22 protein-coding genes are annotated in these 23,373 nt (G+C 56.1%); 6 read left to right on the forward strand and 16 right to left on the reverse strand.

Going from position 1 to position 23,373, the window contains the following annotated elements; all coding sequences use genetic code 11:
• Window positions 1–67 precede the first annotated feature (67 nt).
• Complete coding sequence (gene metE, locus WFO64_RS14960) at window positions 68–2,338, reverse strand: 5-methyltetrahydropteroyltriglutamate--homocysteine S-methyltransferase (RefSeq protein WP_337012892.1); 2,271 nt, start codon at window positions 2,336–2,338, stop codon at window positions 68–70.
• A gap of 142 nt (window positions 2,339–2,480) precedes the next feature.
• Here metE and metR point away from each other — a divergent pair, with 142 nt between their 5' ends.
• Both metR and WFO64_RS14970 read left to right on the forward strand, forming a co-directional pair.
• Window positions 2,481–3,407 (forward strand): HTH-type transcriptional regulator MetR, encoded by a 927-nt coding sequence (gene metR, locus WFO64_RS14965; RefSeq protein ID WP_337012893.1) that lies wholly within the window; start codon window positions 2,481–2,483, stop codon window positions 3,405–3,407.
• 83 nt (window positions 3,408–3,490) lie between these two features.
• On the forward strand, window positions 3,491–3,970 hold the full coding sequence (locus tag WFO64_RS14970; RefSeq protein ID WP_337012894.1) for a DUF1456 family protein: 480 nt from the start codon (window positions 3,491–3,493) through the stop codon (window positions 3,968–3,970).
• A 299-nt stretch (window positions 3,971–4,269) separates the two neighbouring features.
• On the opposite strand, the gene WFO64_RS14975 is transcribed toward WFO64_RS14970, so the two are convergent.
• Complete coding sequence (locus WFO64_RS14975; RefSeq protein ID WP_337012895.1) at window positions 4,270–5,133, reverse strand: carboxylate/amino acid/amine transporter; 864 nt, start codon at window positions 5,131–5,133, stop codon at window positions 4,270–4,272.
• 376 nt (window positions 5,134–5,509) lie between these two features.
• Between WFO64_RS14975 and glpT the strand changes: the two genes are divergently transcribed.
• The gene (gene glpT / locus WFO64_RS14980; RefSeq protein ID WP_337012896.1) at window positions 5,510–6,850 is read left to right on the forward strand and encodes a glycerol-3-phosphate transporter; all 1,341 of its coding nucleotides are present in this window, start codon (window positions 5,510–5,512) and stop codon (window positions 6,848–6,850) included.
• Window positions 6,851–6,895: 45 nt separating this feature from the next.
• Here the strand turns inward: glpT and yigL are convergent, their stop codons facing one another.
• Both yigL and pldB read right to left on the reverse strand, forming a co-directional pair.
• Window positions 6,896–7,696, reverse strand: coding sequence for a sugar/pyridoxal phosphate phosphatase YigL (gene yigL / locus WFO64_RS14985; protein ID WP_337012897.1), 801 nt, complete (start codon window positions 7,694–7,696; stop codon window positions 6,896–6,898).
• 52 nt (window positions 7,697–7,748) lie between these two features.
• Window positions 7,749–8,741, reverse strand: a complete 993-nt coding sequence (gene pldB / locus WFO64_RS14990) for a lysophospholipase L2 (RefSeq protein ID WP_337012898.1) — start codon at window positions 8,739–8,741, stop codon at window positions 7,749–7,751.
• A gap of 112 nt (window positions 8,742–8,853) precedes the next feature.
• Here pldB and rhtB point away from each other — a divergent pair, with 112 nt between their 5' ends.
• Window positions 8,854–9,477 carry a homoserine/homoserine lactone efflux protein gene (gene rhtB / locus WFO64_RS14995; RefSeq protein ID WP_337012899.1) on the forward strand — a complete coding sequence of 208 codons (624 nt, stop codon included), beginning with the start codon at window positions 8,854–8,856 and terminating at the stop codon, window positions 9,475–9,477.
• A 53-nt stretch (window positions 9,478–9,530) separates the two neighbouring features.
• On the opposite strand, the gene WFO64_RS15000 is transcribed toward rhtB, so the two are convergent.
• The 4 genes from WFO64_RS15000 to pldA all read right to left on the reverse strand — a co-directional run bounded on the left by WFO64_RS15000 (window position 9,531) and on the right by pldA (window position 13,927).
• Complete coding sequence (locus WFO64_RS15000; protein WP_337012900.1) at window positions 9,531–10,364, reverse strand: DUF1460 domain-containing protein; 834 nt, start codon at window positions 10,362–10,364, stop codon at window positions 9,531–9,533.
• A 197-nt stretch (window positions 10,365–10,561) separates the two neighbouring features.
• Window positions 10,562–11,185, reverse strand: coding sequence for a threonine export protein RhtC (gene rhtC, locus WFO64_RS15005; protein ID WP_337012901.1), 624 nt, complete (start codon window positions 11,183–11,185; stop codon window positions 10,562–10,564).
• Window positions 11,186–11,197: 12 nt separating this feature from the next.
• Window positions 11,198–13,024, reverse strand: coding sequence for an ATP-dependent DNA helicase RecQ (gene recQ, locus WFO64_RS15010; protein WP_337012902.1), 1,827 nt, complete (start codon window positions 13,022–13,024; stop codon window positions 11,198–11,200).
• A gap of 24 nt (window positions 13,025–13,048) precedes the next feature.
• Complete coding sequence (pldA, locus tag WFO64_RS15015; protein ID WP_337012903.1) at window positions 13,049–13,927, reverse strand: phospholipase A; 879 nt, start codon at window positions 13,925–13,927, stop codon at window positions 13,049–13,051.
• A gap of 194 nt (window positions 13,928–14,121) precedes the next feature.
• Here pldA and WFO64_RS15020 point away from each other — a divergent pair, with 194 nt between their 5' ends.
• A complete protein-coding gene (locus WFO64_RS15020) occupies window positions 14,122–14,592 on the forward strand; it encodes a thioesterase family protein (protein ID WP_337012904.1) in 471 nt (156 codons plus the stop codon).
• Window positions 14,593–14,615: 23 nt separating this feature from the next.
• Window positions 14,616–15,515 (forward strand): EamA family transporter RarD, encoded by a 900-nt coding sequence (gene rarD, locus WFO64_RS15025; protein ID WP_337012905.1) that lies wholly within the window; start codon window positions 14,616–14,618, stop codon window positions 15,513–15,515.
• On the opposite strand, the gene WFO64_RS15030 is transcribed toward rarD, so the two are convergent.
• The 8 genes from WFO64_RS15030 to dapF form a co-directional block, all read right to left on the reverse strand.
• Window positions 15,486–16,538: an AbrB family transcriptional regulator gene (locus tag WFO64_RS15030; protein ID WP_337012906.1), complete on the reverse strand. Its 1,053-nt coding sequence runs from the start codon at window positions 16,536–16,538 to the stop codon at window positions 15,486–15,488. The genes rarD and WFO64_RS15030 overlap by 30 nt on opposite strands.
• Window positions 16,539–16,635: 97 nt before the next feature.
• The gene (corA, locus tag WFO64_RS15035) at window positions 16,636–17,589 is read right to left on the reverse strand and encodes a magnesium/cobalt transporter CorA (protein WP_337012907.1); all 954 of its coding nucleotides are present in this window, start codon (window positions 17,587–17,589) and stop codon (window positions 16,636–16,638) included.
• 178 nt (window positions 17,590–17,767) lie between these two features.
• Complete coding sequence (gene ysgD / locus WFO64_RS22590) at window positions 17,768–17,824, reverse strand: YsgD/CorL family protein (RefSeq protein WP_369690086.1); 57 nt, start codon at window positions 17,822–17,824, stop codon at window positions 17,768–17,770.
• A 67-nt stretch (window positions 17,825–17,891) separates the two neighbouring features.
• Window positions 17,892–20,054: a DNA helicase II gene (uvrD, locus tag WFO64_RS15040; RefSeq protein ID WP_337012908.1), complete on the reverse strand. Its 2,163-nt coding sequence runs from the start codon at window positions 20,052–20,054 to the stop codon at window positions 17,892–17,894.
• A 154-nt stretch (window positions 20,055–20,208) separates the two neighbouring features.
• Complete coding sequence (gene yigB, locus WFO64_RS15045) at window positions 20,209–20,925, reverse strand: 5-amino-6-(5-phospho-D-ribitylamino)uracil phosphatase YigB (protein ID WP_337012909.1); 717 nt, start codon at window positions 20,923–20,925, stop codon at window positions 20,209–20,211.
• Window positions 20,922–21,827, reverse strand: coding sequence for a tyrosine recombinase XerC (gene xerC, locus WFO64_RS15050; RefSeq protein WP_337012910.1), 906 nt, complete (start codon window positions 21,825–21,827; stop codon window positions 20,922–20,924). The genes yigB and xerC overlap by 4 nt, the downstream gene beginning before the upstream one ends.
• The gene (locus WFO64_RS15055) at window positions 21,824–22,528 is read right to left on the reverse strand and encodes a DUF484 domain-containing protein (RefSeq protein WP_337012911.1); all 705 of its coding nucleotides are present in this window, start codon (window positions 22,526–22,528) and stop codon (window positions 21,824–21,826) included. Before WFO64_RS15055 ends, xerC begins: the two co-directional genes overlap by 4 nt.
• Window positions 22,525–23,349 carry a diaminopimelate epimerase gene (dapF, locus tag WFO64_RS15060; RefSeq protein ID WP_337012912.1) on the reverse strand — a complete coding sequence of 275 codons (825 nt, stop codon included), beginning with the start codon at window positions 23,347–23,349 and terminating at the stop codon, window positions 22,525–22,527. Before dapF ends, WFO64_RS15055 begins: the two co-directional genes overlap by 4 nt.
• Window positions 23,350–23,373: the final 24 nt, after the last annotated feature.

The following is a 23,373-nucleotide window of genomic DNA, read 5'->3' on the forward strand; positions in this document are numbered from 1 at the left end:
GGGCAATATTTGTCATAAAACAGGGGCGCTTCTGCGCCCCTGTTTTTTCGTCACTCGACCAAATTTCCTACACCGTTTCACCTCGCAGCTTTTTCGCCGCCGTCACCATGTTCGCCAGCGCCTGACGCGTTTCCGTCCAGCCACGCGTTTTCAGACCGCAATCCGGGTTCACCCATAGACGCGATTCCGGGATCCGCTTCGCCGCCTTCCGCAACAGCGTTTCTATCCACTCCACGCTGGGAACGTTAGGCGAGTGGATATCATAGACGCCAGGGCCGATTTCATTCGGATAGTCGAGGTGTTCAAACGCCTCCAGTAGATCCATGTCAGATCGCGAGGTTTCGATAGTGATCACATCCGCATCCAGCGCCGCAATCGAGTCCATAATGTCGTTGAATTCGCAGTAACACATATGGGTGTGAATCTGGGTTTCATCCCGCGCTACCGCCGCATTCAGCCGGAAGGCCTCCACCGCCCAGTTCAGGTAGGCGGCCCACTCAGACTGATGCAGGGGCAGACCTTCACGCAGGGCAGGCTCATCAATCTGAATAATCCCGATGCCTGCTTTCTCCAGGTCCTCCACCTCATCACGCAGTGCCAGCGCGATCTGTTTCGCGATGGTTTCACGTGACACATCTTCACGCGGAAATGACCAGCAGAGGATGGTCACCGGCCCGGTCAGCATTCCTTTTACCGGCCTGTCGGTCAGCGACTGTGCATAGCGGGCCCACTCAACGGTGATCGCCTGCGGACGACTGACATCGCCGATGATAACCGGGGGTTTCACACAGCGTGAACCGTAGCTCTGAACCCAGCCATTCTGGGTGAAGACAAATCCCTCCAGATGCTCGCCGAAGTACTCAACCATGTCGTTACGTTCCGCTTCACCGTGAACCAGCACATCCAGCCCTAGCCGCTCCTGCTCAGTAATCGCCTGTTTGATATGTTCAGCGATACCGGTGCGGTAATGGTTGCTGTCGAGACGGCCCTGTTTAAAGTCGAGGCGCAGGCTGCGAATTTCAGTAGTCTGCGGAAAGGAGCCGATGGTGGTGGTGGGCCAGGCCGGCAGATTAAAACGCTGACGCTGTAGAATTGACCGCACCGGCCAGGCGCTCTGACGTTCACTGTGCTGAGGCGTGATGGCCTGCAGACGCTGGCCCACAGTCGCATTATGCACGCGACGGGAGTGCGCACGGGCCCGCACCGGTGTACTCCAGGCTTCCAGCGACACCACATCATTGTTATTCAGTGCCTGACTCAGCAACGAGAGTTCAGCACATTTCTGCAGCGCAAAGGCAAACCAGCTTTTGACTTCGTCATCCAGACGGGTCTCGACGCTCAGATCGATCGGACTGTGCAGCAGCGAGCAGGAAGAGCCAATCCACAGCTGTTCACGCTGGGTGGTCAGCGGTTGCAGACGACTGAACCAGCTGCTCAGATCGGCACGCCAGACGTTACGTCCATTAATCACGCCAAGCGACAGCAGCCAGTGGGCGGGCAGCTGCTGATTCAGTTGCTCAATATCATCGCGGCCATGCACCAGATCGACATGCAGGCCCTGCACCGGCAGCTCACGAATCACATCAATGTTCTGGCCGATACTGTCAAAATAGGTGGTCAGCAGCAGCTTGCTATGGCCTTGCAGTGCGTCATATGCCGGTTGAAAGGCGTCACGCCACGTCTGCGGCAGTTCCAGCGCCAGGGCAGGTTCATCAATCTGTACCCATTCGATGCCGCGCTTTGCCAGTTCCGCCAGCACCTGCTGATAGACCGGCAGAATTCCCTCCAGCAGCGACAGACGTTCAAACGGCTCACCTTTCACTTTACCCAGCCACAGATAGGTCACTGGGCCCAACAGCACCGGCTTGATTTTGTGGCCCAGCGCCAGCGCCTCATCCACCTCGTCCAGCAATTGGGTCCAGGTCAGTTTAAATGTCTGGCCCAGAGTAAATTCCGGCACCATGTAGTGATAGTTGGTGTTAAACCATTTGGTCATTTCAGCCGCTGCTGCAGGCTCGCCGGAAGGTGCGCGACCGCGCCCCAGACGAAACAGGGTATCGAGGTCAACGGTTCCTGCTTTGTTCTGATGACGCACAGGCACATTGCCCAGCAGCAGGCTGGTCGTCAGCACATGATCGTACCAGGCAAAGTCGCCGACCGGCAGCAGATCGACACCGGCCTCTTTCTGTTGTTGCCAGTGCCGGGCACGAAGCTCGCGGCCCACCGCCAGTAACGCCTGCTGGGTGCTGTCGCCCGCCCAGTAACGCTCCAGTGCTTTTTTCAGTTCACGGCGCAGGCCAATACGGGGAAAGCCAAGGGTATGGTTCAGGATAGTCATGTGTGGTTCTCCAGATAATCTTTCACTTTGGCTTAAGGGCAGCCAAAGATGTTTAGCCGTCCAGATGTTTACACTGCTATACTCTGCGGGTACTGTATGTTGCTCAAGCGCAATATGTTCATTTTCGATGTGAAGGACTCTCATGATCGAACTCAAGCACCTGCGGACGCTACAGGCTCTGCGCAATACGGGGTCGCTGGCGGCAGCGGCGGCCCAACTTCATCAGACGCAATCGGCGTTGTCTCACCAGTTCAGCGATCTGGAGCAGCGGCTGGGATTCCGCCTGTTCGTGCGTAAAAGTCAGCCGCTGCGCTTTACGCCTCAGGGTGATATTCTGCTGCAACTGGCAGAGCAAGTGCTGCCGCAGATTCAGCAGGCATTGCAAGCCTGCCATGAGCCGCATCAAACCACGTTGCGGGTGGCGATAGAGTGCCATAGCTGCATTCAGTGGCTGACCCCCGCGCTGGATAAATTCCGTCAGAGCTGGCCGCAGGTGGTGATGGATTTCAAATCGGGCGTGACCTTTGATCCTCAACCCGCCCTGCAACAGGGTGAGCTGGATGTGGTGCTGACCTCCGATATCCTGGCGCGCTCGGGTCTGTTCTACTCCCCGATGTTTGATTATGAAGTGCGGCTGGTGCTGGCAACAGATCACCCGCTGGCGCAGGTTGAGCAGATTTCGCCGGAAGATTTAGCCGATGAAGTGTTGATGATCTATCCGGTGCAGCGTCAGCGTCTGGATATCTGGCGTCACTTCCTTCAGCCTGCTGGCGTCAGTCCGGCACTGAAAAGTGTGGATAATACTCTGCTGATGATTCAGATGGTCTCGGCGCGTATGGGGATTGCCGCATTGCCGCATTGGGTGGTGGAAAGTTTTGAGAAGCAGGGTCTGGTGGTGACCCGCACACTGGGTGATGGCCTGTGGAGCCGTCTTTATGCGGCCGTGCGCGAAGGGGAGCAGCGTCAGCCGGTGCTGGAGGCATTTACCCGCTTTGCCCGTCAGCACGCCTGTGAGCATCTGCCTTTTGTGCGCGATGCCGCGCTGCCCGGAGCAGTGTTGCAGCGGTAATTCGACGGGCACAAACCTGCGCGAAGGCGGGCAAAATCCCCTATAATGCGCAGCCTGTCGACTGACCATGAGAAGATCTCACCATGACTAACAATGATATTCTGCGCAGCGTGCGCTACATGCTCAACCTGAGCGATGCCAAAATGGTGGAGATTTTTGCGCTGGCAGAATGTGACGTACCGCAGGCAGATATTCAGGCGTGGCTGAAAAAAGATGACGATGCCGCGTTCCGTCCCTGCCCCGATGTGCTGATGGGTTATTTTCTGAATGGCCTGATCTTTTACCGTCGTGGCAAAAGTGAAGATGCGCCCGCGCCGTCGATTGAGCGCAAGATGACTAACAACATCTTCATGAGAAAGCTGCGCATCGCTTTTGATCTGAAAACTACCGACATTCCTGATGTCCTGAAGCGCGTGAACTTTACCGTTTCACAGGCTGAGATTGGCGCGATTTTCCGCAAACCTGATCATAAGAACTACCGCGAATGCGGCGACCAGATTCTGCGTAACTTCCTGAAAGGGCTGGCGATGATTCAGCGTCCTAAGAGTGAGAAGCCTGCCTGATATCGTGCCATCCAGTCGGAAATGGCGAGTGGCTGCGTAAAGACGGCGTAAATCCATCCCTGGAGCCTCCAGCGCCGCATCCTTGCGGCGGACGCTTTACTTCTCAACCCGCCATCCACTCCTTCATATTCGCTCTGAGCCATTAATAATCGCGATGATGCTGTTAAGTCTCCAGGGCTGGCGCGTCTGAAGGGCGAAGCGTCCGGGCCCGGGATGGCCCGGCCGATACACAGGGAGGTGAGATTCCTTCGCGATCGGACGCGCCAGCCCGGGAGGCCGCACCCATGTTGCAGCACTGTTTATGATCGGTCACCGCGCCCCACCACCCAGCGCTTATGCACCCACAGCGAGGCGAGGATCACCAACGCGCCCGCAATAAAGCTTGGCCAGTGCGGTTTCTCCTGCCAGATAGCCAGATTCACCAGCAGCCCGGCAGGAACGTGCATGTTATTCATAATGCCCAGCGTGCCGGCATCGACCTGGGTCGCACCATAATTCCACATAAAATAGCCGAGACCGGAAGCCGCAATGCCCAGCCAGACCAGAATGCCCCACTGCAATGAGGTGGTTGGCAACTTCTGTGGATTGCCCCAGGCACACCAGGCGATCACCGCAATCAACACCGCACCCAGATAGAACCAGGAGAAGGCCGTGTGCTGCGGCATCGGACGAGTCTCCTGCAGACGCTTATAGCCCACCATTCCCGCCGCAAAGCAGATGTTTGCCAGTTGCACTAACAGCAGACCAAACCAGAAATGATCGCTGACTTTGTCATAGCGAATAATGGCCGCACCTGCCACAGCCAGCAGTGCACTGAAAATATAACCCATGCGCAGTGGACGGCGGCTAATCAGATCGTAAATCAGCGTCACATACAGCGGCGTCATCACCGTAAACAGCAGGAATTCCGACACGCTAAGGTAGAGATAGGCTTCAAAACTCAGCAGATACATCACACCCAGCTGCAGCATCCCGACCAGCATGTAAAGCAGCAGCGTTGAAAGGCGATGACCACGCCAGCGCAGGAAAGGTAAAAAAACCAGCGCAGCCAGCGCCAGTCGCATCAGTACAGAGAACCAGCTGTCCACCTGCCCGGCAAGGTATTCGCCAATCAGACTGAACGAAAAGGCCCACAGAATGGTGGTAATAATCAATAAAAACACGGTGACGATCCTGAAATTAACAGGCCGCCAGTGTAAACAATGTGCTGCCGTCAGGCTGCTAAATCTGGTTGACATCTGGTCACAATCCAGGCGATCAAAATACCTACCGGATTAACTGATTACACTCCCTGATATAACTGTCGACAGAAGGGATAATAAGCCAGATAAAATGCGTGAAATGATCCATGAGGTGATCACTTTCGCTCTCAATTGTAATAAAACTGTAACAAATGTGTCACTCATCACAGTAACGTTGCGTAGCTAACACTATTCTTTGCGCGAAATGGAACATCCCGCGTCCATTTCGTTCTGTTCTTTTTCCTGCCCCAACCTGCTGGGAATAAAAAACCATAATGTGCCCTGGAGGGCTTCACTGATGCTGAGTATTTTTAAACCTGCACCCCGTCAGCCGCAGGTGGCGGAGGATCACATTGATCCCCTCTACCGTCGTCTGCGCTGGCAAATTTTCATCGGGATCTTCTTTGGTTACGCCGCCTACTATCTGGTCAGAAAAAACTTCGCACTCGCCATGCCCTATCTGGTGGAGCAGGGTTTTTCACGTGGTGATCTCGGTTTTGCCTTATCCGGCATATCCATTGCCTATGGCTTTTCAAAATTCATCATGGGCTCGGTCTCTGACCGATCAAATCCGCGCGTCTTTTTACCCGCAGGCCTGATTCTGGCCGCGACAGTGATGCTGATTATGGGATTCGTGCCCTGGGTTACCTCCAGCATCATGGTGATGTTCGTGCTGTTGTTTATCTGCGGCTGGTTTCAGGGCATGGGCTGGCCACCTTGTGGGCGCACCATGGTTCACTGGTGGTCGCAGAAGGAGCGTGGCAGGATCGTCTCGGTCTGGAACTGTGCGCATAACGTGGGGGGAGGTATTCCGCCTCTGCTGTTCCTGCTCGGTATGGCGTGGTTTAACGACTGGAAAGCGGCACTCTACATGCCGGCATTTGGCGCCATTGCGATTGCGATTCTGGCCTTTGCGCTGATGCGCGACACGCCACAATCCTGTGGTCTGCCACCGATTGAAGCGTACAAAAACGACTACCCGGCTGATTACGATGCCAGCCACGAAGAGGAGCTGACGGCAAAACAGATCTTCATGAAATATGTGCTGCCGAACAAGTTGCTATGGTACATCGCGCTGGCCAACGTGTTTGTTTATCTGCTGCGCTACGGCATTCTCGACTGGTCGCCGACCTATCTCAGGGAAGTAAAACACTTCACGCTGGATAAATCGTCCTGGGCTTACTTCCTGTATGAGTATGCGGGGATCCCGGGGACGCTGCTGTGCGGCTGGATGTCCGACAAAGTATTCCGCGGTAATCGTGGTGCAACCGGCGTGTTCTTTATGACGCTGGTGACCATCGCTACCGTCATCTACTGGTTCAACCCGGCGGGCAATCCTGGTGTTGATATGGCCTGTATGATCGTGATTGGCTTCCTGATCTACGGCCCGGTGATGCTGATTGGCCTGCACGCGCTGGAACTGGCACCGAAAAAAGCGGCGGGGACGGCGGCGGGCTTCACCGGCCTGTTCGGTTACCTGGGGGGTTCGGTCGCGGCCAGCGCCATTGTCGGTTACACCGTCGATTACTTCGGCTGGGACGGCGGCTTCATGGTGATGATTGCCGGCTGTGTGCTGGCGGTTATTCTGCTGTTACTGACCATGGTCAGCGAACACAAACACAAAAAGAGCCTTGCCTGACGCTAAAAAAGGGCCGTATAACCGGCCCTTTTTTACGCTGACTGATTAGGCCAGATAGAGTGTGCGCAGCGTCTGTGGCACGGCATCATCGGCATTCGAACCAATCACATCCAGCTCCGGCAGGGTATCTTTCAACCGCTGATGGGCGTTCTGCATGATATAGCCCTTACCCGCCATGCTCAGCATCTCCACATCATTCATGCCGTCGCCAAAGGCGATACAGCTTTCCAGCGTATGGCCCAGTTGTTTCGCTACCGCTTCCAGCGCATGCCCTTTCGACACGCCACCCGCCATTACTTCCAGGCAGGTAGGCAATGAGAAACTGACATTAACCCGATCGCCCCAGCGCGCCTCAATCGCCTGCTCCATCGGGACCAGATGCTCGGGGTTTTCGCAGGTAAAAAAGACCTTGCTGATGTTGTCGGTTGGCAGCAGACCCGGCTCATAGACCTGATAGTTGAACACCGATTCGCGGAAATAGTCCTGCTCTGCCGGGCTTGAACGGCTGACAAACCACTCATCGTCACGGTAAACGTGGGTCAGAATATGGCTGTGATGGTATTGCAGGCCAAACAGGTCGCTGGCGATATCCTCATCCAGATTATGACTGAACACCAGCTCACCCCTGGCGTTATGAACGCGCGCGCCGTTTGAGGTGATCATATAAGCCGGAATCGCCAGGCTGTCACGCATCTGTCCGACATCGATATGATGACGGCCGGTGGCGAAAATAAAGTGAATATCTTTCGCGACCAACTGCTGCAGCGTTTCACGCGCAAAAGGCGTCAGGCGATGTTCGGGAGAAAGCAGCGTGCCATCCAGATCGGATGCGACGATGTGATACATGAAAACCTCGGGTATCTGGTTCTGCCGGCCTTCACCGGTCGGATAAATAACGTTAGTGATGCGATGAAAAAAAGTCGACCACTGCATTGAGTGCTTCGGCGCGCATCTCATCCTTTTCAAACAGGATCTCATGACGCGCACCGTCAATCACCCGTGGCTTATTGCCCTCACACGGATGACCCGCCGCCGCCATCGCGGCACAAAAAAGGTCCTGCGAACGATTGTCGACCACCCGATCATCGCTGGCCTGTAACAGCAGCAGTGGCGTGGTGATCTTATCAACCTGACTGATGATGTTGCGACCCGCATGGATGCCTTCGCGTACCCAGTGGTAGGTCGGCCCGCCAACGCGAATCGCCGGATCGTCTGCATAAAACCGCAGGTTACGCCGGTAACGCTCGGTACTGTGTGTCAGCCGGTTAATGCCAAACGGATGCGCGCGCCAGCGTCCAGTGCCAAGCGCATAGCCATCGCGCATTGCCGGACGTTTCTCCGCCCAATCAAGGATCCGATGGGCCAGAAAAGAGGGCAGCGGTAAGGCAATGCCAAACATCGGCGCCACCAGCGCGACCGCATGAAACGCCTGTGGCTGACGCGCCAGAAACAGCGTTAAGATTGCCCCACCCATCGAGTGAGCCAGCGCATAGCGCTGCTGATAATGGCCGCGGACAATCTCTTTCAGATAGAGCGTTTCAAGGTCGTCGACATAATGGGTAAACTCCGCCACGTGACCGCGGTGTGAATCTTCCAGCAGGCGATCGGAACGTCCCTGACCGCGATGGTCCAGGATCACCACATCAAATCCGCAGTAAAACAGATCGTACGCCAGCTCAGGATATTTTATATAACTCTCGATGCGTCCTGGCACAATCAGGATCACACGCTTGTGTTGCGGCGATGTGAAGCGCACGTAGCGCAGCGTCAGATTACCGACGCCGGTAAACTCACACTCTTCACGACTGTGCCAGAAATCGAGCAGCGGCCCGGTGGCGAAGGCAGCAAAGGCTTTTTCTCTTCGCAGCCAACTGGCTTTGTGTTGATTCATTCGCCCTCCTGATGACCGGATACTGAGTCCTGAATGCCATATGCAGGCCGTAGCGCCGCGCTTATTTCTGGCGTATTGTGTCACAATTCTGCGACTAAAGAGAGCCTGACCCATGACCATCGAATGGTGGCTGACCTATCTGCTTACCACCACAATTCTCAGCCTGTCGCCTGGTTCCGGCGCAATCAACACCATGAGTACCGGTATCAGCCACGGCTATCGCGGCACAGTGGCATCTATCTCTGGTTTGCAGGTCGGACTGGCGCTGCATATCGTGCTGGTCGGCATCGGACTGGGCGCGCTGTTTTCTCAGTCGCTGCTGGCATTTGAGATTCTCAAATGGGCCGGTGCTGCCTATCTGGTCTGGCTGGGTATTCAGCAGTGGCGCTCAGCAGGTGGCATCGATCTGGATGCGGTAGCCAAAGCGATGCCGCGTCGTCGCCTGTTCAAACGCGCCGTGCTGGTTAATCTGACCAACCCGAAAAGTATCGTCTTTTTGGCGGCACTCTTCCCGCAGTTTATCCAGCCACATCAGCCGCTGTTTATGCAGTATCTGGTGCTGGGCGTGACCACCGTAGTGGTCGATATCATCGTGATGATTGGCTACGCCACGCTGGCAACGCGGATTGCTGGCTGGATTAAAGGGCCAGAACAGATGACGTTAATGAACCGCATTTTCGGTGGGCTGTTTATGGCCGTGGGTGCGCTACTGGCCAGCGCCAGAAAAATCGCTTAATGTCTGACGCGCCGAATCCGGCGCGAAAGATCATCTTTTCTTCTCTATCCCCATTACAGCGCAGTTAGTGGCACCGCACGCAACACAATGATGCCCGGTTTCGACCGCATATATTCCCTGAACGGCGCATCGACAACTTTGCGATTAGCAGCCAGCGAAGAGGCATTCCTGAACCACAACCGGCCATCATGCCGGACGGCAATCCCTGCATGTGAGACATCCAGCCCCTGAGCGGTGGTGTAAACCCCAATGTAATCGCCGGTCTGAATCTGCTCCAGCACCTTTGGGGTGATCGCGCGGGCTGGAAGGTAAGACATACTGCGTGGAATCACCCCCAGACCAGGCACCTGTTCTTTTCCGCTGGCCTGACGATTCAATTGCTTCACCACCGTCACCGCATCCCGGCTGAGGGTACGGGTTACATCATCGGCATTATGTGGGCTATCGGCGAACCAGTCGGTAAAAAAGTGCCGGCGTTTAAGGTAACTGACCTCACCGTCGGCGTAACGGGTCCGAATCAGGTTAGCCTCAAAGCTGGCACGATCATGGCTGCGGCCCAGCGCCTGTACGTAATCAAGCAGTGTGAAACAATCCACACCATTGAAATTGATCACCAGCACTTCAGGAGTATCAGCCGAGCCGATCAGTGTATCCGCTTCATAAGGGGTACCGAGAAAAGCTGCAGAGATCTGGCTAATCTTTTCGCCCTGCTGCTCTGACGTCGGAATTCCCTGCGCCAGGATAACCGACACGCTATCTACTTTTGCCGGTTTAGAAACACGGTAATGGGCAGTATCGGGCGAGGCGCAGGCGCTGATACAGGCAGTTATGAATAGCAACACCAGGTTATTTACTTTCAACAGCATCTCCATAAAAAAATAGCCCATCGATACGACCTTACCGGAGGTCAGGGTTTCATTAATTAAAGAAGGGTGACTATTTAGCCGCGGCGGTAACAGAGAGGCATCAGCAGGCGCAGATTGTAACAGCCATCACACAGGGGAAGTTTCAGTGGGATGCGGCAGGAAGTGACGTTTCAGCCAGAGGCACAGCGCGCGCTCTGGCATAAGGGTGATAGCAGGACTTAACGCGAGATAATCAGGTGGATACCAAAACCGGCAAACAGTACGCCTGCCATGCCATCAACCCACTTCGCCAGTCGCTGATACTTAGTGCGCATCCACGGCAGCGCAAAAATAGCTGCCACCAGGGTAAACCAGGCAAAGGTTTCACCGACAATCAGCAGGAACAGACCCCAACGCTCCGCCGCGCCGACATCGTCACCGACAAACAGCGAGAAAACGCTGCCGAAGTAGATAATCGCTTTGGGATTTGAAAGGTTAGTCAGCAGTCCCTTGAGAAAGCTCATTCCACGTTTTGGCAGCTCAACCACCGGCTCATCTTGCTGCGGCTGTTTGTGACGCTGATGTGCCGAGCACATTAGCTGCCAGCCCATCCACAACAGATAGAGTCCGCCGCAGACCAGGATGATCTGATGCAGCCACGCCATTTTTTCCAGGATCAGATGCAGCCCCATTAGCGCAACACCCGCCCAGACCACAATGCCAAGAGTGATGCCCAGTACACCCATGATCGCTTCTTTGCGTGAGCGGCTGGCAGCGGTTTGTGACACGAAAAAGAAATCAGGACCGGGGCTCATCAACGCCACCAGATGTACCAGCGCTACCGTTGCGAATAACATCAGCATAATCAGTGTCCTTTACTCTTCATCAAGATGCTCTTTGATCATCACCAGGAAAGGTTTGCCAAAGCGCTCCAGTTTGCGGTGACCCACGCCGTTGACGCTGAGCATCTCGGACGCGCTGACCGGCATCTGCTCTGCCATCTCTATCAGTGTGGCGTCATTGAACACCACGTAAGGCGGAATATTCTCTTCGTCGGCAATCGCTTTTCGCAACTTACGCAGCTTGGCGAACAGTTTGCGATCGTAGTTGCCACCGTGAAACTTCGCCGGACTGCTGCTTTTTGTCTTCGCGGTAATCAATCGCGGCACCGCCAGCATCAGTGGCACCTCACCGCGCAGCACGGGCCGCGCTGCTTCGGTCAGCTGCAGTGCCGAATGCATGGCGATGTTCTGCGTCACCAGCCCCAGATGGATCAACTGACGTAACACGCTGACCCAGTGTTCGTGGCTCTGGTCTTTGCCCAGTCCATAGATCGGCAGTTTGTCATGACCCTGTTCACGAATACGCTGATTGTTGGACCCACGCAGCACCTCAACGATATAGCCCATACCGAATCGCTGACCTACGCGGTAGATGCCGGAGAGCGCTTTTTGCGCTTCAACCAGACCATCATAACGCTTCGGCGGATCAAGACAGATATCGCAGTTTTCGCACGGCTGCTGGCGACCCTCGCCAAAATAGTTAAGCAATACCAGGCGGCGGCAGGTCTGCGCTTCAGCAAACGCGCCCATGGCATTGAGCTTGTGGCGCTCAATATCCTGCAACGGCCCCGGCACTTTCTCTTCCAGGCATTTACGCAGCCAGGCCATATCAGCCGGATCGTAGAGCATCATCGCTTCGGCGGGCAGACCATCACGTCCCGCTCGTCCGGTTTCCTGATAATAGGACTCGATGTTGCGTGGGATATCGAAGTGGACCACAAAACGGACATTGGGCTTGTTGATGCCCATGCCAAAGGCCACCGTGGCCACCACTATTTGCAGATCGTCACGCTGGAACGCTTCCTGCACCCGGCCACGCTGTTCACTGTCGATCCCGGCGTGGTACGCACCGACGCTAAACCCGCGGCTCTGCAGTCGCGCGGCGGTGTCTTCTACTTTCGCCCGGCTGTTGCAGTAGATAATGCCGCACTTGCCGCGCTGATCCTGAACGTAACGCAGTAGCTGGTCGGTGGGTTTGAATTTTTCCACCAGCGTGTAGCGAATATTGGGGCGGTCAAAACTGCTGATCTGTATCAGCGGATTATGCATGTGCAGCAGGTTAACGATGTCATTGCGGGTGGTTTCATCGGCGGTAGCGGTCAATGCCATCACCGGTAACGCCGGGAAGCGCTGACGCATCTTTCCGAGTGCGCCATATTCCGGACGGAAATCGTGGCCCCACTGGGAAATGCAGTGCGCTTCATCCACGGCCAGCATCGCCGGCTGCCAGTGCGCCAGATTTTCCAGGAAGTTATCCATCATCAGGCGTTCAGGCGCGATATAGAGCAGCTTAACCCGTCCGGTGCGACAGTCAGCCATCACCGTCTGCTGCTGATCGCGCGTCATGGTGGAGTTAAGATAGGCTGCCGCCACGCCGTTCGCCAGCAGCTGATCGACCTGATCTTTCATCAGCGAGATCAGCGGTGACACCACCAGTGTCAGCCCTTCACGCACCAGCGCCGGAATCTGATAACAGAGCGATTTACCGCCGCCGGTGGGCATCACCACCAGACAATCGCGTCCGCTCAGCGCCTGATTAATGATCGTCTGCTGACCGGGACGAAACTGCTGGTAGCCAAAGGTATCCTGCAATACCTGCTGCGCCAGCGCTTCCTGATTGAGAACTGCCGAGGTTGCCACGCGATTCCTGTCTTACGTTAGGGATTAGAACAAGTCGTTAAGCGTTACACCCACGCCCAGACGCGTCTGGCGATGGTTGTAATCGATCAGTGATTCACCGTAGCCACTAAACACCTGAGTATAGAAGCGAACGTGTTCACTGATAGGGTAGCTCCAGCCCAGGGTAGCGCCGCCATAACCGCTGTTCCAGTTATAGTTACCCTCTACGCTGAAGATATTGTCGCCGAGCTTATAGCCCAGACGGGTACGGTAGTAACCCATGTATTTGGTGATATCGGGATTATCATCGCTGCTCGCCCCTTCAGGGATGCGATACCAGGGTTTGATTTCCGCCAGGAAGTTACCGTTCTCTGCCATCAAACGCGCATAGACACGGTTCCAGCTGCGCGAGGTCGGGTCGCTTCGTCCATTGGATTCATGATTCAGACCCACTTCGACATCACGCAGCGTCCAGCCCGCCAGCGAATAGTCGGTCGCCCAGCCGAGGAAGATCTGTGGCTCATAGTTGGTTTCACGAAATGGGGAGGACTCAGCGCTATTCGAAAGCTGCCACCAGGAACGCTGGGTGTATGAGGCCGCCAGCACCGAGTTGTCGCCCAGAATACCGCGCCACAACGGAAACGCCAGGCTGAGCTGGAATTTCACTTCATCTTTACGGGCATTTTCTCCCCAGTTATAGGAGGAGATCGCCTCTTTGTTCAGGTCGCTGGTATAGGTGTAGAGCAGATAGTTGTTCTCGTAAGGATAGAGAACAAACGGGTTGTCATGCTTCTCCAGCAGGTTAGCAATAATGCTGCCCTGAACCTGTGGCGCATCATGAACCTCTTTGATCTGAGCTTCATCCGCCTGCGCCAGCGCAGGAAATACCAACATTGCCGCCAGCAAGGCGCGATGCTTACGCATAAAATTCTCCGGTGAGCAGCTGCGTATCAAAATAACTGAATGGGTGTCGTAAAAAGCAGGCCATTCTACACGCAAATGGCAGTGAGCATGAGTGCTGATTTCTTAAACTGGAAACACCCTCGCAGGCGGCATAGAATACACAACTCATTAACGTTCCGCGCCCCTCTGGCCCGATTTTTTCAGGACACATCATCATGTCATCACCTGTGCTGACACAGCAGGATGCTCGCCAGCTGGTTGGCGAAATTTTCGTTTATCACATGCCGTTTAATCAGGCGCTGGGCCTGGAACTGATACGCCTTGATGCAGACTACGCTGAGATCAGCTTCAATAACAAAACCATGCTGGTGGGCAACCAGGCACAGCAGATTCTGCACGGCGGTGTTATCGCATCAGTACTCGATGTCGCTGCGGGCATGGTCTGCGTCAGCAATGCGTTAACCCGTCAGGAGAGCATCAGCGAAGCGGATCTGCGTCAGCGTCTGTCACGCATGGGTACCATCGACATGCGCGTTGACTATTTGCGTCCCGGACGCGGCGAACGCTTTACCGCGACCAGCAGCCTGCTACGCGCCGGTAACAAAGTCGCCGTGGCGCGCGTGGAGCTGCACAATCAACAGGGCGACTATATCGCCACGGCAACCGCCACCTACCTCATCGGCTAACCACGCCATAGAATGGATCGCATATGGATACGCAACAAACCCGCCAGGGCGTTGGCTTTGCACTGGGCGCTTACTTTATCTGGGGCATTGCACCTGCTTATTTCAAGCTGGTGAAACAGGTTCCTGCAACGGAAATCATGACGCACCGGGTGATCTGGTCTGCACTCTTTATGCTGTTGCTGATTACCCTGAGCCGCAGCTGGCCGGGTGTGCGCAGCGTGTTGCGGCAGCCCAAAAAAGTGCTGATGCTGGCGCTGACAGCAGCGACTATCGGCGGCAACTGGCTACTGTTTATCTGGGCAGTCAACAATCAGCATATGCTGGAAGCCAGCCTGGGTTACTTTATTAACCCGCTGATCAACGTGGTGTTCGGCATGCTGTTTTTGCGCGAACGCTTTCGCCGCCTGCAGTGGCTGGCCGTGCTGCTGGCAGCCGTCGGCGTGCTGGTGCAGCTGTGGCAGTTTGGGTCATTACCGATTATCGCGCTGGGCCTGGCGCTGAGCTTTGCCCTATACGGTCTGGTACGCAAAAAGATTCAGGTCGATGCACAGAGCGGCATGCTGATTGAAACCCTGTGGCTGTTTCCACTGGCGGCGATTTACCTGTTTGGCTTTGCCAACAGCGCCACCAGCCACTTATCCGCTAACCCGCTGAGTCTCAACCTGAAGCTGATAGCCGCGGGCATTGTGACCACCATTCCGCTGATGCTGTTTGCGGCGGCCTGCAGTCGTCTGCGTCTCTCCACCGTGGGCTTCTTTCAGTACCTTGGCCCGACGTTGATGTTTGTACTGGCGGTTGCGTTTTACGGCGAAACAATCACGCCAGACAAGATGGTCACCTTCGGCTTCATCTGGCTGGCGCTGCTGGTGTTTGTCTGCGATGCGGTGGCGTTTTCAATCCGTTCCCGGGCGCGCGTAGCGTGAAATAAAGCGCGCTAAAGCCGGGCCGGTCAGAAGGATAGTGAACAGACGCAACGTCTGCATCGCCATAACAAATGCTATGTTGACCTGGGTTCCCGCAGCAATAATCGCCACCGTGTCGAGTCCGCCTGGACTGGTGGCGAGATAGGCCGTCAGGAGATCGATATCCAGCATTCGCGTCAGCATCCAGGCCAGCCCGCCACACAGCAACATCAGCCCGAAGATGGAGGCCAGCATCTGCGGCAGCGTGCGCAGTGCCAGCAGAAAAATCGGGCGGGTGAAACGTAATCCCACGCTCCAGCCAATCAGCGCATAGGCCACGGCCAGCAGCCATTCCGGTACCTGTAATACCGCGATTTCGCTGCTGTTCAGTGCCGCACCCACCAGCGCAGGCAGCAGTAATGCACCAGAAGGAATGCGTAACCGGGTACCCAGCCACGCGCCCGTCAGCATCACCACCAGCGTAACAGCAAAGCCATAATTCAATGCGGGAAACCAGAGCAGCGAGACGTTGTGCGCCTCATCGCCCAGCCCGACCCGCGCCACCAGCGCGGCCGCCGAAGCGACAAACAGCACCCGCAGATACTGCATGAATGCGACCAGCCGCACGTCAGCGCCAAAGTCTCCCGCCATCGCCACCATGGCTGATGCCCCGCCCGGCGACGAGCCCCATGCGCCGGTCGGGCCAGGCAGCTGGCTAAAGCGCACCAGCAGAAAACCTGATAAGCCGCTGGCCGCCAGCGTCAGCAGCAGCACCGCCAGCACCAGTGGCCAGTCCTGAATCAGCGGTGTCAGAATCGAGGGCGACAGGCTCTGGGCAATCATGCAGCCCAGTACGGCCTGGGCAAGCAGGAACAGGCGTTTATCGATTCGCAGTGTGGCACCCGACAGCCCCATCACCACACCCACAATCATCGGCCCCAGTAACAGTGCGGCGGGCACATGAAAATAGTGCAGCACCGCGCCCAGCATTACAGAGATCAGCAGCAGCAGCGTCCACTGCACGCGCAACGAAAAAGCGTCCATAGGAAGTTAATTATTTGTAAAAACAGGAGGGGTCAGATTACGCAGAAATGCGGACGGGAGCCAGCATAACGGGCCATCTCAGATGGCCCGTGGCTTTTTATAGCCAGTTTTTACGCTTGAAGTAGAGGTAGGGTGCCAGCCCGGCCAGAATCATCAGGCCAATGGCAGCGGGATAACCAAAACTCCACTTCAGTTCCGGCATAAACTCAAAGTTCATGCCATAGCTGGAGGCCACCAGCGTCGGCGGCAGAAACACCACGGATACCACCGAGAAGATCTTGATGATGCGGTTCTGCTCAATATTGATAAAACCCATTGCCGCCTGCATCAGGAAGTTCACCTTCTGAAACAGCGATTCGTTGTGCGGCAGCAGCGATTCGATATCGCGCAGAATTTCACGCGCCTGCTCCAGCTGATTGCCCGGCAAGCGCGCTTTGCGCACCAGGAAGTTCAGCGCGCGCTGCGTATCCATCAGACAGAGACGTACCTTCCAGCCGATATCTTCCAGTTCTGCTAATCGCGACAGCGCCTGATCGTACTCTTCGCCCTGCTGACCTTCCATGATCACCCGGCTGAGTTTTTCCAGCGCGCTGTAGATGTTTTCGATTTCGTCCGCCAGCTGTTCGATTTTAGTTTCAAACAGGTCGAGCAGCAGCTCAAAGGCATTACCGTCAATCAGGGTCTGATTACGGGCGCGCATACGATAGAGGCGGAAAGCGGGCAGTTCACGTTCGCGCAGTGTGTAGAGGCGGTCTTCGCGGATGGTGAACGCCACGGTGGAGTTACCGGCGTGATCGTCAGCATCTTCATAAAAAAAGAAGGAGTGAATATGCAGACCGTCTTCATCTTCGAAGAAACGTGCCGAGGCCTCGATATCTTCCAGTTCAGGCCGTGTTGCCAGGCTCTGACCCAGTTCAGACTGCACCCGATCACGTTCCCCCTCTTCCGGCTCGATCAGATCGACCCAGACGGAGGTGGTCAGTTTGTCGTTTTCGTCTTCCAGCTCCAGTCGCGTCAGGCGGCTGTGATCCAGTTTAAATGCGCTCAGCATAGCAATACTCCCCATTGCAGACTAAATGGGACAAGGCAGTCCGCCGTTCCTCAACACGGAACGGGCAGCCTGAACACGGAAACAGAGTTTCAGGGATAAATCAGTGCTGACTCGTGCGACGGGATCAAAAAGGGAGGTCGCTGATAACCGCTAAGGCTACCCGCGTAAAGAGGTAGCCTTAGATGTTATTCCTGGTATCCAGGTCATTGAGCCAGCATCGACTGGGCGTGTCCAAGGCATTGTCCTCTCATGATAATAGTGGGCGCATGTTACGCTGAGACGAAAAAGCCGTCAACCGCACGCTAAAGCGTTTCCAGCTTAGCGTAAGCCGCCACCAGCCATTTGATTCCCTGCCCCTGAAACGCCACCTGCAGACGGCTGTGCTCACCGCTGCCTTCCAGATTAATGATGGTGCCTTCACCAAATTTTGCATGATGAACACGCTGACCCAGCGCGAATCCGCTGTCATTTTTGGTCATCGGGGCCCCCATCCGCTGATGGTTTACCGGACGGCTGACGCTGGCGCGCAGGCGCACCTCTTCTATGCAGGCTTCTGGCAACTCGCCGATAAAACGGGAAGGACGGTGATACACTTCCTTACCATAGAGTCGGCGGGTTTCAGCGTAGGTCAGCGTCAGCTTAAGCATTGCTCGGGTCACGCCGACATAAGCCAGACGACGCTCCTCTTCCAGCCGGCCACCTTCATCCAGCGACATCTGGCTCGGGAACATGCCCTCTTCCATACCGACGATAAAGACCTGACTGAATTCCAGCCCTTTCGCCGAGTGCAGCGTCATCAGCTGAACCGCGTCCTGCCATTTGTCTGCCTGACCTTCGCCCGCCTCCAGCGCCGCATGGGACAAAAAGGCCTGCAGTGGCATGAGATCTTCATCTTCATCCTGATAGCTGAACTGGCGCGTGGCGGTCACCAGCTCCTCAAGGTTTTCGATACGCGCCTGGCCCTTCTCCCCTTTTTCCTGCTCATACATCAGCCACAGGCCAGAATCTTTGATAACCCGGTCGGTCTGAACATGCAGCGGGAGTTCGGCGGTTTCGATTGCCAGTGAATCGACCAGTTCACAGAAGCGTTGCAGCGCAGAAGCAGCCCGACCTGCCAGCGCGCGGCTTTGCAGCAGTTCGCGCGTTGCCTGCCACAGCGTCATTTGACGTTCACGGGCAGTCTGACGCACCACGTCGAGCGTGCGATCGCCCACGCCGCGCGTCGGGGTATTTACCACGCGCTCAAATGCCGCGTCGTCATTGCGGTTCGCCATCAGACGCAGATAGGAGAGCGCATCTTTGATCTCCTGACGTTCGAAGAAGCGCATGCCGCCATAAATACGATACGGCATGCTGCTCTGCAGCAGCGCCTCTTCCAGCACACGCGACTGGGCGTTGCTGCGGTAGAGAATGGCGCAGTCGTTGAGTGCGCCGCCGTTCTCCATCCAGACCTTAATGCGGTTGACCACAAAGCGCGCTTCATCCAGCTCATTAAAAGCGCAGTAGATAGCGATCGGTTCGCCATCGCTGCCTTCGGTCCACAGTTCTTTACCCAGGCGACCATTGTTGTTGGCGATCAGAGCGTTGGCGGCTTTAAGGATGTTATTAGTTGAGCGGTAGTTCTGTTCCAGACGGATCGTTTCTGCGCCGGGGAAATCCTGCAGGAAACGCTGAATATTCTCGACCTGCGCGCCACGCCAGCCGTAGATCGACTGGTCATCATCGCCAACAATAATCACCCGGCCGCTGTCGCCCGCCAGCATCCGAATCCAGGCATACTGAATGTTGTTGGTATCCTGAAACTCATCCACCAGCACGTTGGTAAAGCGTTCGCGATAGTGATTAAGAATGTGCGGCTTGTTGAGCCATAGCTCATGGGCGCGCAGCAGCAACTCGGCAAAGTCGACTAAACCGGCGCGGTCACAGGCTTCCTGATAGGCCTGGTAGATGCGCAGCCAGGTCTGTTCAATCGGATTGCCGTAGCTTTCAATGTGCTTTGGCCGCAGGCCTTCATCTTTTTTGCCGTTGATGTACCACATGCCCTGACGCGCAGGCCACTGTTTGTCATCAAGGTTCATTGATTTAATCAGGCGCTTGAGCAGACGCAGCTGATCTTCGCTGTCGAGGATCTGAAAATCCTGCGGCAGACCGGCGTCAAGATGATGGGCGCGCAGTAAGCGGTGCGCCAGGCCGTGGAAAGTGCCGATCCACATTCCACCCTGGCTGGTGCCGATCAGATGCTCGATACGGTGACGCATCTCCGCTGCCGCTTTGTTGGTAAAGGTCACCGCCATAATGGAATAGGGTGAGCAGTTCTCCACCGACATCAGCCAGGCAATGCGATGCACCAGCACCCGCGTTTTACCACTGCCCGCGCCTGCCAGCACCAGCAGGTTACTGCGCGGAGCCGCAACGGCAGCGCGCTGATTGTCATTCAAACCATCGAGCAGTTCAGAAACGTCCATAAGCACCGTTTACCTAAGAAAAAACGCCGTCGTCGCGCTGTTTATTCCGCCGGCCGCCAGGCATTGTCGACGCAGATCAGGCTGCGGCACAGACGCCGGATAAGATACGGCGGCAAAGCAGAAAAGAGGAGACGACTGGATAAATTTACAGCCATTATAGCAGTGAGGTGAGTGATGCCAACCGCGAAATTTCGACATGCGGCAACAGGCGCGCATCCGGGATATGCATCAGGTTGCCCTGCCGCAGGTTAATCCAGCAGGCCTGCAGCCCGCACCGCAGCGAGCCCGCCACGTCGGTGGTCAGGTCATCACCCACGTGCAGAATATGGTGTGGCGCGATATCAAGGCGTTGCGCGGCAAGCTGATACATATCCTGCCACGGCTTGGCGCGCCCGTCTGGTCCGGCCCGCAGCGTGAAGCGGAAGTATTCTGCAATACCCATTTTTTCCGGGCAGGCGTTACCGTTGGTGACCGCCACCAGCGGGATTTTCTCCGCCAGCGCTTTGAGCGTCTGATGAGTCTCATCCGGCATGTCAACCTGACTCCGCCACTGATGGAATACCGCCATCACATCTGCCGCGCCCTCGGTGGCTTCAGCAGCAGAGAGGCCGATATTCAGCATCGCCAACTCAACCGAACGGCGTCGCCACTCCGAAACATCATGATAGATATCAGGTTCACGCTGCAGCAGTTCATCGCGCAAGCGCTGATAATCCTGCGGCGTGAAGTCACGCAGCGCCGGATGAAAAGCCTGCAGTGCGGCATGGGACTCAAGCGTGGTGCGACGAATCACCGGGTAGTTATCGTAGAGCGTGTCATCAAGGTCGAAGGTCATGGCTTTAATAGCTGACAGCGGACGATAAAACTTCATTCGTTCTTTCCTCGTTTGGCGCGGGGATGCGCAGCGTCATACACCGAAGCCAGATGCTGGAAGTCGAGATGGGTGTAGATCTGGGTGGTCGACAGGTTCGCATGACCCAGCAACTCCTGCACGGCGCGCAGGTCGCCACTGGATTCCAGCAGATGCGTGGCAAAAGAGTGTCGCAGCTTATGCGGATGGATATGGCTGGCTACGCCCTGCCTGATGCCCCATTCGGCAAAGCGTTTCTGCACGTTGCGGGGCGAGATGCGGTTGCCGCGCGTCGAAAGAAACAGCGCATCATCCTGGCCGCCAAAGGTTTCACGCAGCGGCAGCCAGTGCTGAATCCAGGTAACCGCCGTGCGGCCAATTGGTACGCGTCGCTCTTTGCTCCCCTTACCCACTACCCACACTTCGCCTGCATCGGGATCGACGTGCCGGCAATCCATATTCACCAGTTCAGAGAGACGCAAACCGCCGCCATACATCACTTCCAGCATCGCCCGGTCGCGCACCGCCAGCGGATCGTTAAGGTCGATCTCCAGCAGCTGATTCACTTCATCAACATCGATATTTTTAGGCAGATGGCGCGCTTTACGCGGCGTCATCACCCCTTTGGCCGGATTAGCGGAAAGCAAACCCTGGCTCACCTGCCAGTCGAGAAAACTGCGCAGGGCGGAGAGGCGTAACGCAAGGCTGCTGGCGGCCAGTCCGGCACGACGGCTGCGTGCGGCCATGCTGCGCACCTGCGCCGGTTCCAGCTGCGCCCAGCTGCTGAGCTTCATCTCATCAGCAATCGCCACCAGCGCGGTAAGCTGTCGCGCATAGCTGCTCTGGGTTAACGGACTGAGCTGGCGCTCCACTTTCAGGTAGCGCAGAAATCCGTCGACGGCCGCCTGCAGTGCGCTGCTCATGCGCGTTCAACCCAACGGGAAAGCAGGTCAGGCATCATCTGCGACAGATGCTGCAACAACAGTGTACCCATGCCAGATTGATAGTGCTGGCTGTCACGGCTGCTGAACACCAGCACACCGAGATCGCCCGCTTCGCCCATCAGCGACATCGCCACCGATCCGATCGCTTTGGCCTGTGGCAGCAGCAGCAGCAGTTCCGGCCCATGAATATTGCCGAGATAGTGATGCTGGTTACCGAAGCGCTGAATACGCAGCGGTTCAAACGCCTGACGCGACAGGCTCAGCTGAAAGAAATCGGAGGGCGCGCCGAGCAGCCATTTATCACTGAACAATCGCACGTTGGCTCCCGCCAGGCCCAGCTCACGCGCCCAGCGATGCAGACGGTTGAGCATATCCTGCAGCGAGTCCGCTGCGGCCAGATGGCTCTCCAGCGACAGCAAACGGTCAAACAATTCGTGGTTAGCGCTGGCCTGCTCCATCAGCAGCGTGATCTCTTCTTCCAGCCGCTGGATGTGGTTGCGTTGCCGCGCCATATGCCACTCAACCAGTGACACGCTGCCACGCACCGGATGCGGTACGGCCATCTGTTCAACTTCGCGGGCATTGCGGATAAAGAAATCAGGATTTTGCCGCAGATAATCACTGACGGCCTGATCGTCCAGCAGAACCGAACTGTCAGCCTGCTCTTCGATATTTTTCATAGATGAATAAACCCATCGTAGACGTGTGTCGCAGGCCCGGTCATATAGAGCGGCTGACCGGCGCCTTTCCAGGTGATATGCAGCGTTCCGCCGGGCAGATCGACACGCACTTTGGGTGCCAGAATGCCCTGCTGAATGCCGCATGCAACGGCAGCACAGGCGCCGCTGCCGCACGCCTGTGTTTCACCCGCACCGCGTTCGTAGACGCGCAGGTGGATATGTTCGGGATTGATGATCTCCATAAAACCGACATTGACCCGCTCCGGGAAGCGCTCATGGCTCTCCAGAATCGGGCCCAGCAGTTCGACCTGCGCGGTTTTGACACTTTCAACCTGAATGACGCAGTGCGGATTACCCATCGACACCGCACCCAGCATCACCGTCTGTTCAGCAACGCGCAGCAGATAGAGATTTTCGGCTTTGTTGGCGCGGAACGGCACCTGCTGAGGCTCAAAATTTGGCTCGCCCATGTTCACACGCACCTGGTCGTCAGGTGTGACGATCAGGACCATGCGGCCATTCTGCGTACTGACCCGAATTTCACTTTTATTGGTCAGCCCTTTCAGCTGAACAAAGCGGGCAAAACAGCGCGCACCATTGCCGCACTGTGCGACTTCACTGCCATCGGCGTTAAAAATGCGATAGTGGAAATCGAGATCGGGATCGTAAGGCGGTTCAACAATCAGCAGCTGATCAAAACCGATCCCCAGATGACGATCGGCCAGCCGGCGGATCAGTTCCGGCGAAAAAAAGACGTTTTGTGTCACCGCATCCACAACCATAAAATCGTTGCCGAGACCGTGCATTTTGGAGAACTGCATTTTTTGCTCCGCCGAATAAGCCAT

It is taken from the genome of Pantoea sp. AS142, from assembly GCF_037152305.1.
Classification (GTDB): domain Bacteria; phylum Pseudomonadota; class Gammaproteobacteria; order Enterobacterales; family Enterobacteriaceae; genus Pantoea.

Bases quoted from the DNA above. Each gene is read 5' to 3' on its own strand.
- WFO64_RS15055 (WP_337012911.1), bottom strand. From the start codon at position 22,528: ATGAAAAATATCGAAGAGCAGGCTGACAGTTCGGTTCTGCTGGACGAT.
- pldA (WP_337012903.1), bottom strand. From the start codon at position 13,927: ATGCGTAAGCATCGCGCCTTGCTGGCGGCAATGTTGGTATTTCCTGCG.
- WFO64_RS15000 (WP_337012900.1), bottom strand. From the start codon at position 10,364: ATGGGCTATTTTTTTATGGAGATGCTGTTGAAAGTAAATAACCTGGTG.
- yigB (WP_337012909.1), bottom strand. From the start codon at position 20,925: ATGAAGTTTTATCGTCCGCTGTCAGCTATTAAAGCCATGACCTTCGAC.
- WFO64_RS15030 (WP_337012906.1), bottom strand. From the start codon at position 16,538: ATGGACGCTTTTTCGTTGCGCGTGCAGTGGACGCTGCTGCTGCTGATC.
- WFO64_RS14970 (WP_337012894.1), top strand. From the start codon at position 3,491: ATGACTAACAATGATATTCTGCGCAGCGTGCGCTACATGCTCAACCTG.
- pldB (WP_337012898.1), bottom strand. From the start codon at position 8,741: ATGAATCAACACAAAGCCAGTTGGCTGCGAAGAGAAAAAGCCTTTGCT.
- glpT (WP_337012896.1), top strand. From the start codon at position 5,510: ATGCTGAGTATTTTTAAACCTGCACCCCGTCAGCCGCAGGTGGCGGAG.
- xerC (WP_337012910.1), bottom strand. From the start codon at position 21,827: ATGAGCAGCGCACTGCAGGCGGCCGTCGACGGATTTCTGCGCTACCTG.
- corA (WP_337012907.1), bottom strand. From the start codon at position 17,589: ATGCTGAGCGCATTTAAACTGGATCACAGCCGCCTGACGCGACTGGAG.
- uvrD (WP_337012908.1), bottom strand. From the start codon at position 20,054: ATGGACGTTTCTGAACTGCTCGATGGTTTGAATGACAATCAGCGCGCT.
- metR (WP_337012893.1), top strand. From the start codon at position 2,481: ATGATCGAACTCAAGCACCTGCGGACGCTACAGGCTCTGCGCAATACG.
- rhtC (WP_337012901.1), bottom strand. From the start codon at position 11,185: ATGCTGATGTTATTCGCAACGGTAGCGCTGGTACATCTGGTGGCGTTG.
- WFO64_RS15020 (WP_337012904.1), top strand. From the start codon at position 14,122: ATGTCATCACCTGTGCTGACACAGCAGGATGCTCGCCAGCTGGTTGGC.
- rarD (WP_337012905.1), top strand. From the start codon at position 14,616: ATGGATACGCAACAAACCCGCCAGGGCGTTGGCTTTGCACTGGGCGCT.
- dapF (WP_337012912.1), bottom strand. From the start codon at position 23,349: ATGCAGTTCTCCAAAATGCACGGTCTCGGCAACGATTTTATGGTTGTG.
- yigL (WP_337012897.1), bottom strand. From the start codon at position 7,696: ATGTATCACATCGTCGCATCCGATCTGGATGGCACGCTGCTTTCTCCC.
- rhtB (WP_337012899.1), top strand. From the start codon at position 8,854: ATGACCATCGAATGGTGGCTGACCTATCTGCTTACCACCACAATTCTC.
- metE (WP_337012892.1), bottom strand. From the start codon at position 2,338: ATGACTATCCTGAACCATACCCTTGGCTTTCCCCGTATTGGCCTGCGC.